Origin of the sequence: Enterobacter sichuanensis, assembly GCF_002939185.1 — a bacterium.
GTDB lineage: Bacteria > Pseudomonadota > Gammaproteobacteria > Enterobacterales > Enterobacteriaceae > Enterobacter > Enterobacter sichuanensis.
Window position 1 is genome coordinate 1 of sequence record NZ_POVL01000095.1, and the last position, 6,916, is coordinate 6,916.

General features: G+C 50.4%; 8 protein-coding genes. 4 read left to right on the plus strand and 4 right to left on the minus strand.

Annotation, left to right across the window (positions count from 1 at the left end; genetic code table 11):
* Positions 1-944: 944 nt before the first annotated feature.
* From C5687_RS23200 to ardB, 3 genes are read right to left on the minus strand one after another with little or no spacing between them, the layout of a single operon-like run.
* The gene (locus tag C5687_RS23200; RefSeq protein ID WP_016359300.1) at positions 945-1,184 is read right to left on the minus strand and encodes a hypothetical protein; all 240 of its coding nucleotides are present in this window, start codon (positions 1,182-1,184) and stop codon (positions 945-947) included.
* A gap of 9 nt (positions 1,185-1,193) precedes the next feature.
* Positions 1,194-1,598 carry an antirestriction protein ArdAB regulator ArdR gene (ardR, locus tag C5687_RS23205; RefSeq protein ID WP_000881513.1) on the minus strand — a complete coding sequence of 135 codons (405 nt, stop codon included), beginning with the start codon at positions 1,596-1,598 and terminating at the stop codon, positions 1,194-1,196.
* A 57-nt stretch (positions 1,599-1,655) separates the two neighbouring features.
* Positions 1,656-2,081: an antirestriction protein ArdB gene (gene ardB / locus C5687_RS23210; RefSeq protein WP_000447669.1), complete on the minus strand. Its 426-nt coding sequence runs from the start codon at positions 2,079-2,081 to the stop codon at positions 1,656-1,658.
* 415 nt (positions 2,082-2,496) lie between these two features.
* On the opposite strand from ardB, the gene mucA reads away from it, so the two are divergent.
* The 3 genes from mucA (at position 2,497) to C5687_RS23230 (ending at position 5,132) form a co-directional block, all read left to right on the plus strand.
* Positions 2,497-2,937: a translesion error-prone DNA polymerase V autoproteolytic subunit MucA gene (gene mucA / locus C5687_RS23220; protein ID WP_104558120.1), complete on the plus strand. Its 441-nt coding sequence runs from the start codon at positions 2,497-2,499 to the stop codon at positions 2,935-2,937.
* Positions 2,925-4,190 (plus strand): translesion error-prone DNA polymerase V subunit MucB, encoded by a 1,266-nt coding sequence (mucB, locus tag C5687_RS23225; RefSeq protein ID WP_016359299.1) that lies wholly within the window; start codon positions 2,925-2,927, stop codon positions 4,188-4,190. The genes mucA and mucB overlap by 13 nt, the downstream gene beginning before the upstream one ends.
* A 150-nt stretch (positions 4,191-4,340) precedes the next feature.
* Positions 4,341-5,132 carry a SprT-like domain-containing protein gene (locus C5687_RS23230; RefSeq protein ID WP_001452808.1) on the plus strand — a complete coding sequence of 264 codons (792 nt, stop codon included), beginning with the start codon at positions 4,341-4,343 and terminating at the stop codon, positions 5,130-5,132.
* A gap of 14 nt (positions 5,133-5,146) precedes the next feature.
* Here the strand turns inward: C5687_RS23230 and ardK are convergent, their stop codons facing one another.
* Positions 5,147-5,488 carry an antirestriction protein ArdAB regulator ArdK gene (ardK, locus tag C5687_RS23235; protein ID WP_000057569.1) on the minus strand — a complete coding sequence of 114 codons (342 nt, stop codon included), beginning with the start codon at positions 5,486-5,488 and terminating at the stop codon, positions 5,147-5,149.
* 559 nt (positions 5,489-6,047) lie between these two features.
* On the opposite strand from ardK, the gene C5687_RS23240 reads away from it, so the two are divergent.
* Positions 6,048-6,767, plus strand: coding sequence for a replication initiation protein (locus C5687_RS23240; protein WP_013263795.1), 720 nt, complete (start codon positions 6,048-6,050; stop codon positions 6,765-6,767).
* The last annotated feature ends 149 nt before the right edge of the window (positions 6,768-6,916 follow it).

The following is a 6,916-nucleotide window of genomic DNA, read 5'->3' on the forward strand; positions in this document are numbered from 1 at the left end:
GTCAAAGGTATGTTCAATCTCTATATCGAAGTAACGCTGAAGGAAGTTAGTAAAGTGCATGACGACTCCTGTAAGCGCCGATACCGGCAATTTTTCGGGTGGCGGTGTTGCCTCCCGATGATTTAATTATCGTTGATTATGCTTTTAAAGTCAATACAAGTACGGAATTTATTTACCTGTTTTTATGCCCGTCAGGGCATGGAAGGCGACCGCGCCGGACTCCACCGGACACCGGCCGCAAATCGCCGGAAACTGCGGGACTGACCGGAGCAACAGGCCAACCCCCCTCCCTGCTAAGCCATAACCCAGCCCGCCGCCACGCAGCTGCCGCACGTCCCCCACGGGGGTGCGCAGTGGGCGCCGCGCGCCTGCGCGCGGGTACGGCGGCCCGCCAGCGGGTCGCGGCGCCGTACTGCGAGTTAGCGGCCGCCGCGCGGCCGGTTACGGGGGACACCGCACCGTCACGGCCAGCGCCCCACTGAGCTGCACAATCCACGGATAATGCAGGAGACGAATCATGATAGGAGGCTGAAGGGGAAATGAGCGGCAGCAGGGGAAGGGATTGCCAAGCGGAGCGCGGAGGCCGCAGGCCGGAGGCGTCAGTGGCAGCTGCCCGCGTGAGCGGGGCGAGACGCGTAGCGGCTCGATGCGCAGCACAGCAGAACGGCCCCGGAGGGGTGACGTCCGGGGGTTCGCTTTTAAAGATTTTCGACCACATCAGTAAATCGTAGTGACACCATGAAGCAAAAGTATCGTGCAGACCAGAATCAACAACAGTAACAGCAGACCTTTTTTTCGACGTAATAAAACCGGCCCCAAAGCGCCCGCAAGAAGCACACTCAACACGATTTCCGTTATACTAATCGTATTCATAATCTCTCACGTTTCCCTTTTTAGAACTCTGCCACACACAGATAAAACCTTATAACAAGCTACAAAACCCGTTATTCAGACGCGGTAATGCCTAGTTTTTTTGCCAGTATTTCAGATGACAAAGAAACCCTTATCCACTTCCCGGTTACAAGGTGAATGATTGTGGCTTCATGCCCTTTAACAGAGTGGGATATTAACTCACGCTGAATGATATGCGTCTCTCCATCATTTCCCGTCACGGCAATTAGGCCCTCTGTAGAACAGGGGTTGATACTACTAATGTTGGTGTTGTTTTCGGTTTTGTTCAGCATCGCTGATCCTCAAATATCGGTTTGTGTTACGTCTGCCGCTTTGCGCTGGATAAGCGACTTAAAGAAATCCGACGCCTTCAGAATATCGCTATCCTGGAAGTCGGGAAATGTCGCTTCTGTCAGCTCCTGCGCCGTACCTGCCCGTATAACGGTTTCATCGCGGATCATCGTTCGCTTAACGCCATCAGCCTGTTTTTTGCTGAAGGAGTGCCGGAAAATAATCGCGTATTGGCCGCCGCTATCCTGATGAACAGAAGTATCCCAGCGATGATTACCCTGTTTACGATAGTGGTGATAGATTTGCTGGCCGTAGCGCTCCTGATCGGAATTACGGTAATCGAACATTAACAGTTCCAAAAGCATTAACCGATCTGGCAATTGCCAGGCGGTAGGGTGTTGAAGTGTCGCTAACATAGTTTCCCCTGAGCGTGACAGTCACGATAAGGCGGGCTTTGCCCGCCTGGTTATCAGTTAATCAATGGCACGATAAATACGATTCTGGCTTTCGTTCTCCAGCGTATTAACGTACTCCCGCAACAGGTGATACCGGTTAGCCATCGTTTCGTTCAGTTCGGCTTTGCCTTCTTCATATGCCAGCCCGCAAAAGTAACTGTAGGCATACAGACAAACAATAATCCCTACTTCGCGCGCGCTGCATTCACCTTCAAAATAGTTAGGTAACGAGAGCCAAAGAGGTTGGGGCGCTTCCATAAAAAACGCGCCATTGCTGGCCTGAAGGTATTCCCAATACCCTCCCTGGTAGTCTTTAGCGTAACGATTCAGAAAGGACTGAATGAAGTGATCTGCGCTGAAGAAAGCGCCACGAAATGCCGCAGGCATGAAGTTCATGCGGGCGTTTTCAGAAATGTAGCGGGCGGTGATTTCGATAGTTTCCATGATACTTCCTCTTAAAGCCGATACCGGCGATGGTTAAGCGGCAGGCACATCACCTGCCACTTTTTAATTATCGTACAATGGGGCGTTAAAGTCAATATAAGTACGGATTATATTTACCTAATTTTATGCCCGTCAGAGCATGGAAGGCGACCTCGCCGGACTCCACCGGACACCGGGGGCAAATCGCCGGAAACTGCGGGACTGACCGGAGCGACAGGCCACCCCCCCTCCCTGCTAGCCCGCCGCCACGCGGCCGGTTACAGGGGACACTGAGAAAACAGAAAGCCAACAAACACTATATATAGCGTTCGTTGGCAGCTGAAGCAGCACTACATATAGTAGAGTACCTGTAAAACTTGCCAACCTGACCATAACAGCGATACTGTATAAGTAAACAGTGATTTGGTAGATCGCTATGAAGGTCGATATTTTTGAAAGCTCCGGCGCCAGCCAGGTACACAGCATCCCTTTTTATCTGCAAAGAATTTCTGCGGGGTTCCCCAGCCCGGCCCAGGGCTATGAAAAGCAGGAGTTAAACCTGCATGAGTATTGTGTTCGTCACCCTTCAGCAACTTACTTCCTACGGGTTTCTGGCTCGTCAATGGAAGATGGCCGCATCCATGATGGTGACGTACTGGTTGTGGATCGCTCGCTGACGGCCAGCCACGGCTCAATCGTAGTCGCCTGCATCCATAATGAATTTACCGTGAAGCGGCTACTGCTGAGGCCCAGACCCTGCCTGATGCCGATGAACAAAGATTTTCCTGTGTACTACATTGACCCGGATAATGAGAGCGTTGAAATCTGGGGAGTGGTTACGCATTCCCTTATCGAGCATCCGGTATGTTTGCGCTGATTGATGTCAATGGCATGTACGCCAGCTGTGAGCAGGCATTTAGGCCAGATCTGGCAAACCGAGCAGTGGCCGTTTTATCCAACAATGACGGCAACATTGTGGCCCGTAATTACCTGGCGAAGAAAGCGGGCCTGAAAATGGGCGATCCGTACTTCAAAGTCAGACCCATAATCGAGCGTCATAACATCGCTATTTTTAGCTCTAATTACACTCTCTATGCCTCCATGTCGGCCCGGTTCGCGGCCGTAGTTGAGTCCCTTGCAAGCCACGTCGAACAGTATTCAATCGACGAGCTTTTTGTTGACTGCAAAGGGATAACGGCCGCCATGAGCCTTGACGCTTTCGGGCGCCAACTGCGCGAGGAAGTCAGGCGACACACAACGCTGGTATGCGGGGTCGGTATTGCCCGTACTAAGACGCTGGCGAAGCTGTGTAACCACGCTGCAAAAACATGGCCCGCTACTGGCGGGGTGGTTGCTCTGGACGATGGCGCCAGACTGAAGAAATTAATGAGCATCCTGCCGGTTGCGGAAGTCTGGGGCGTCGGCCATCGTACAGAGAAAGCACTCGCCACAATGGGGATCAAAACGGTGCTGGATTTAGCCAGGGCAGATACGCGCCTAATCCGTAAAACATTCGGCGTTGTGCTTGAAAGAACGGTACGGGAGTTGCGCGGCGAGGCTTGCTTCAGCCTGGAAGAAAACCCTCCTGCGAAGCAGCAGATTGTTGTGTCGCGCTCATTCGGCCAACGCGTAGAAACCCTGACGGACATGCAGCAGGCTGTCACCGGATTTGCAGCGCGCGCAGCTGAAAAACTGCGTAATGAGAGGCAATACTGCCGCGTCATAAGCGTCTTTATCCGTACCAGTCCTTATTCAGTGCGTGATACACAGTATGCCAATCAGGCAACCGAAAAACTGACGGTGGCAACCCAGGACAGCCGCACGATAATTCAGGCAGCACAAGCCGCGCTGGCGCGGATCTGGCGGGAAGATATTGCGTATGCAAAAGCAGGGGTCATGCTGGCAGATTTTAGCGGGAAGGAGGCCCAGCTTGATTTATTCGACTCTGCTACGCCTTCAGCTGGCAGCGAGGCTTTAATGGCTGTTCTTGATGGTATAAACCGGCGTGGAAAGAGCCAGCTTTTTTTTGCAGGCCAGGGCATCGATAACTCCTTTGCCATGCGTCGTCAGATGTTGTCACCTGATTACACGACAGACTGGCGCTCAATACCAATAGCCACCATCAAATAATTACCGGCGCCGTACACGGGCCGGTTAACCCCTCAACCGGCCGAAACAAGTTTCGGCACGGTTTCGCGGTTTTCGGTAAAAGCCGTTTCCTCTGTATAAAAGATCAGCTAAATTATGTGTATTGCACAATACATATATGTGAGGTTAGCAGTGAATTTGCCTACGCCCGAAACCTACGATGAACTTCAGAGAGCCTACGATTTTTTCAATGAGAAGCTATTCAGCAACGAGCTGCCGCCATGCCTGATAACGTTGCAGCGTGAGAAGCGAACGTATGGCTATTGTTCCTTTAAGCGTTTCGTCGGCCGTGAGAGTGGGTACACGGTAGACGAGATCGCTATGAATCCGGTGTATTTCTCGATCAGAACCATAAAGGCCACGCTTTCAACACTGGTGCATGAGATGGTTCATCAGTGGCAATTCCATTTTGGCGAGCCTGGCCGCCGTGGCTATCACAACAAACAGTGGGCGGCCCGGATGGAACGGGTAGGACTAATGCCTTCTGATACCGGCGAACCGGGAGGCAGGAAAGTGGGCCAGAGCATGACCCATTATATTATTGCCGGTGGCCCTTTCGATATGGCCTGTGATGAACTGCTGACAGGCCATTTCCGGCTTTCCTGGATGGACAGGTTTCCGCCTTACCAGCCTAAGCCTGGCGCTGTGCTAAGCCCTACAGGAAAAGGCTATATTGACGACGAGGAAGATGATAGCGAACACGAACAGGAGGTGGAGGAAGGGCGCGACCCGGTTGAACTCGACGACGAGATCATAGAGGCCATGCGATTTGTAACCCCACCGCCTGAAGCACCGGTGAACAAAACAAACCGGGAAAAGTACAGCTGCCCGGTGTGTCATATCAATCTCTGGGGTAAACCGGGGATAGTGGTTTACTGTGGTGGCGAGCACTGTAATAAAGCCGCGTTAGTAGTCTTAAAATAAAGTCCTTTCGGACTTTATTTTTTTTCCATTTCCGAGGTCGTGATGTTATTAATGCTGTACTTCGCGGCTTCTTTTAAAACAGTTTCAGCAAGGCTTGCTGGTATCCAGACCTGAACTAATTTTAATGGTTCGCCGTTCTCGGCTTTAAGAGTGGTGTTCTGGTACAAATCCCAGATTCGCTTAACGGTGCTGGAAATGTTTTGCTTGGAACGGCCTACTCGCGTGGCTACGTCTGATGATTTCTCACCTTTGACAAGCACGGAATAGCCAATATCTGTTGTGATGTGTGCAAAGGAAGCCATTTGCGGCAGCAGCTGTTTCCATTCTGTTTCTGAAATTCTGTTTTTCTGAGCCATCTGTGGCGCCTCCGTAGTTTTGGTTACAGAAAGGATATACTCAGAATAAACAGGGGTCAATACAAGTACGATTTTTATAAACTTTATTTTATTTGAGGGTGAGGCCCGGTGCGGCAGCAGCGCGGGCCTCGATGGTGCCGCGAAGGTGCTGGCGCCATGCTCGGATTAAAACATGAACCGTGAAGAACTGCGAAACTTGTTTTCGCGGTTCTGAGGGGTTGACCGAGCCGCGAAGCGGCGCTGGTAAGCGATGATATGCACATATCCACAGGCATATTTTTAAAAGGTATTTTATAGATTTTTTATCTTTTTAAAGTCTTTTAGAGCTATATAACTCATTGATTTAAAATCATAAATAAGTGTTATCTCTGGGAATCCGCCCACCTTGTTATGGGAATTGGCCCACCTTACTATGGGAAACAGCCCACCTTACTATGGGAATTAGCCCACCTTGTTATGGGAATTGGCCCACCTTAGACGAAACTGTAAAAAATGTATTTACTTGTTTGAACTTTGTGGTAGTGTGGAGAGTAATTTTTAACCCACAAAGGCAAGGCGCATGGATAAGTTGCTGAACAAAAAGATAAAAGTTAAGCAGTCTAACGAGCTTACCGAAGCTGCTTACTACCTCTCGCTAAAAGCAAAGCGCGTTCTCTGGTTATGTCTTATGCAGACGTATTTCACAGCTTCAGTAAGCGAAGATGATGATGAGATGGCTGTGCTCGGTGACTCTACTTTCAAAGTAAAGGTGGCTGACTATCAGCAAATTTTTCAGGTAAGCCGTAACCAGGCTATCAAGGATGTTAAAGAAGGCGTGTTTGAGTTAAGCCGTTCTGCGGTAATCTTTTACCCGAAAGAGGGGCGTTTTGACTGCGTCGCGCGCCCCTGGCTAACAGAGGCTGGCAGCCGATCAGCTCGTGGTATCTGGGAAATCGAATTTAACCATAAACTCCTGCGGTACATTTACGGCCTGACGAACCAGTTCACCACCTACTCGCTCCGCGATTGTGGCAGTCTTCGAAATCCCCGGACGATCCGCCTTTATGAAAGTCTTGCTCAATTCAAATCTTCAGGCTTATGGGTTACTACTCATGCTTGGTTAAATGACCGTTTCCTTTTGCCGGAATCCCAACAGAAGAACTTGGCAGAGTTGAAACGATCTTTCCTTGATCCTGCACTCAAGCAGATAAATGAGAAAACACCTTTACTTGCTAAGTATAGTATTGATGATTCAGGAAAATTTCTGTTCTCAATAATTGATAAGCAAAATCCCGTCTGACATAAATCAGCACACATGAGCCTGTCATTTGACAAATTTTTGTCATGAAGATGGGCGAATTTCCACACAGCACCGGCGCCCGGCAAGATGGGCGGATTCCCACACGACAGCGGCGCCCGGCAAGATGGGCGGATTTCCACACGGCAGCG

Coding starts and splice junctions, on each gene's coding strand:
- mucA (WP_104558120.1), top strand. CDS start 2,497: ATGAAGGTCGATATTTTTGAAAGCTCCGGCGCCAGCCAGGTACACAGC.
- C5687_RS23240 (WP_013263795.1), top strand. CDS start 6,048: ATGGATAAGTTGCTGAACAAAAAGATAAAAGTTAAGCAGTCTAACGAG.
- ardR (WP_000881513.1), bottom strand. CDS start 1,598: ATGTTAGCGACACTTCAACACCCTACCGCCTGGCAATTGCCAGATCGG.
- ardB (WP_000447669.1), bottom strand. CDS start 2,081: ATGGAAACTATCGAAATCACCGCCCGCTACATTTCTGAAAACGCCCGC.
- mucB (WP_016359299.1), top strand. CDS start 2,925: ATGTTTGCGCTGATTGATGTCAATGGCATGTACGCCAGCTGTGAGCAG.
- C5687_RS23200 (WP_016359300.1), bottom strand. CDS start 1,184: ATGCTGAACAAAACCGAAAACAACACCAACATTAGTAGTATCAACCCC.
- ardK (WP_000057569.1), bottom strand. CDS start 5,488: ATGGCTCAGAAAAACAGAATTTCAGAAACAGAATGGAAACAGCTGCTG.